This is a genomic window from Roseateles sp. P5_B10 (genome assembly GCF_056400485.1).
Genome location: NZ_JBFULE010000703.1, coordinates 1 through 2,745, shown reverse-complemented (window position 1 = coordinate 2,745; position 2,745 = coordinate 1). Strand labels below are relative to the sequence as shown.

Sequence of the window (2,745 nt, the reverse complement as noted above, 5' to 3'; positions counted from 1 at the left end):
GCCTTGGGATTGGGCAAGGGCTCCATCGGTCGAGCCGCGAGCGCATGAGTAACCCGCCAACTGGCATAGACGTTCCAGCCGGCGCTCCCGGCCAGGTTGATGCTTGAGCGTGCCCGATCCGCACCGAATCCGAAGAGCTGAGAACTGCCGTTCAGGGCGTCTGCGCCATAAAGCAAGGGCGCGGCGGCCAGCAGCAGCCAGGGCGCTTGACGCCCCCGGGCCGCCAGCCACGCCAGCAGGCTGATTGACACCGCGAGTCCAGCCAGGCCCGCGATGAGGGGCCAGGAAAGAATCTGCCGCACCTCCACCAGGCCGGCAAATTGAAAACTCGCCAGGAGTTCCGCCGGGGTGGCGAAGTGATAGGCCAGTGATGCGGATCGCAGCAGATCCAGTCCGAGCGCAACCACCAGGACCGGCAACCCTACTTGCCAGCGCCAGCACAGCAGCGCAGCCGCCAGGACCAGGTCAAGATTGAAGACCGGCCGCTGCAACGCAAAACCGGTGCCAGCGAGCCAGAACGGCATTTGGGGCAGGACCAGCATGCCCATGACCCACAGGAAGGCGCGTGGCGAGCGCAACGCTTGCGACCACGCGCTGCGTCGATCTCCAAAAAGAAGGCGCGTCATTCGCGCGAATGCGCGCACTGCAGCCCGCTCAATTGATAGAAGCCCTGAACCTGGGCGCGCAACGCCTGTTCGACAGCAGCACAGTCGTGCACAGGGTGTGCCAGCAAGGCCAGACCGGGCACGCGCAGGTCGTAAGCACGCGTTCGCTCCAGCGGTAGCGTCAGCACGCTCACTCCTATGCGCCCGGTATGCAGCGCGACATGGTCGACGGCGCGGTGGGCACGATAGGCCGTGACCAGCGGCCCTGGCAGGTCGGCGTAGCGCGTCTGCCAACGGTTGAACTGCGCCGAATGCTCGGGCTCATAGAGCTGGAAGATGAACTGGCGGGTGCGCTTGAGGCTGTCGGCGATGTCGAGTGCGCGTTCCCCAGTACGCACGAAATCCGTCTTGATGTCGAGCACCAGCCACGCATCGGCCGGCAGGGCGCCCAGCAGTGACACCAAGTCACAGTCGCCCGGCTGGTAGGCCGGTGGACCCGGCGGACCGTGATGGCAGCGAACGCGGTCGCCCTCCAGCCAGAGATCGACTTCCAGATGCCGAAAGCCCAGCGCCAGCGAGCGCTGCAGGGCAGTCAGCGTATTGGCACCCGGCGTACCGGCTTCACCCAGAGCATGGGCGATGCGAAGGGGTTCGGCGCCAACGTGCAGCCAACGATAGTCAGGTGACCGTGCGATCGGCTCGGCGCGAGCCCAATCCTCGTCAGCGCGCCAGCGCGACAGTGCATCGGTAACGAACTCGTGGAGCCATCGCTGGTCGACGTCATGCAGCCGCGCGACCGCCGGTGCACGGAAAATCCAGAACAAGCCCAGCAGCAACGCGACACTGATGCCGAGCACGGCACGCCGGCTAACCATGGTCGTACTCCCCGCCCAGAAGATTCTTCAAGGCCCGCCGCACGTCCGCATCTGATGCAACCTTGGGCTCGCTTTCCCATGCCGCCAGCCAGTCACGCACTCCCGCATGCCGCGGGCCGTCGTCGAGCCGCGCGATCAACAGGCGCTTTATCGGCGTCGTCATGGTGGCCTCGTTGGCCGATAGCAGCTCCTCATACAGCTTCTCCCCTGGGCGCAAGCCGACATAGGTGACGGGCATGTCGGTCTCGGAGTGACCCGACAGGCGGATCATGTCCCGCGCCAGATCGGCAATGCGCACCGGTTCGCCCATGTCGAGCACGAAGACCTGGCCGCTTGCGCTCAGCGCAGCGGCCTGCACCACCAAGCGTGCCGCCTCGGGGATGGTCATGAAATAGCGCGTGATATCAGGGTGCGTCACTGTCACCGGCCCTCCCCGAGCGATCTGTTCCTTGAACTTCGGGATCACGCTGCCGCTGGAGCCGAGCACGTTGCCGAAACGCACTGCCATGAAGCGAGTCGCGTAGCCCTGCGATGCCATGTGGCTGATGACCAGCTCGGCTGCGCGCTTGGTCGCGCCCATCACGTTGGTCGGGTTGACCGCCTTGTCAGTGCTGATCAGAACAAATCGTTCGGCGCCATATTCGCCGGCCGCGACACAGGCGTGGTACGTGCCCAGCACATTGTTGCGCAGGCAGGCCGCGGCGTTGCCCACCTCCATCAACGGAACGTGCTTGTAGGCCGCCGCGTGGAACACCACCTGGGGATGGTGCGCGGCGAACGTGACGCGCAATCGGTCCAGATCCTTCACGTCGCCAATCAGCCGCACCAGCGCCAGGTGCGGGAACTGTTCGCTGAGTTCCTGTTCGATCTGATATAGAGCGAATTCGCTTTGCTCGTAGAGCACGAGCTGGCGAGGGTGGTAACGCGCTACCTGGCGGCAGAGTTCGCTGCCGATGCTGCCTCCCGCGCCGGTGACCAGCACGACCTTGCCTCCCAGCGCTTCGCTGATGCCGCCTTCGTCCAATTCCACCGGTTCGCGGCCGAGCAAATCCTCGGGTTCAATGTCGCGCACCTCATTGACGCGCCGACCAGCCAGCAGCTCTGTGCTGGTGGGCACGGTCAATACAGGGAATCCGGTGGCACCGGCGAGGTCCAGCGCTCGACGGCGTTGCTTGAGCGAAGCCGCAGGCATGGCCACGATCAGGTAGGTGACACCGTGCAGTTCGGCAAACCGCCGCACCTGTGTCAACTCACCCAGTACCGGC

Annotated in this window: 3 protein-coding genes; all 3 read right to left on the bottom strand. The window is 65.1% G+C overall.

Features of this window, described 5'->3' with window-relative positions; translation table 11 throughout:
- A partial coding sequence (locus AC1DU6_RS26235; protein WP_477860706.1) for a hypothetical protein occupies window positions 1–626 on the bottom strand: 626 nt, incomplete at its 3' end.
- Complete coding sequence (locus AC1DU6_RS26230; protein ID WP_477860705.1) at window positions 623–1,480, bottom strand: hypothetical protein; 858 nt, start codon at window positions 1,478–1,480, stop codon at window positions 623–625. The genes AC1DU6_RS26230 and AC1DU6_RS26235, both read right to left, overlap by 4 nt.
- The coding region (locus AC1DU6_RS26225) for a polysaccharide biosynthesis protein (protein ID WP_477860703.1) at window positions 1,473–2,745 on the bottom strand (1,273 nt) is incomplete at its 5' end. The genes AC1DU6_RS26230 and AC1DU6_RS26225, both read right to left, overlap by 8 nt.

Bases quoted from the DNA above. Each gene is read 5' to 3' on its own strand.
- AC1DU6_RS26230 (WP_477860705.1), bottom strand. From the start codon at position 1,480: ATGGTTAGCCGGCGTGCCGTGCTCGGCATCAGTGTCGCGTTGCTGCTG.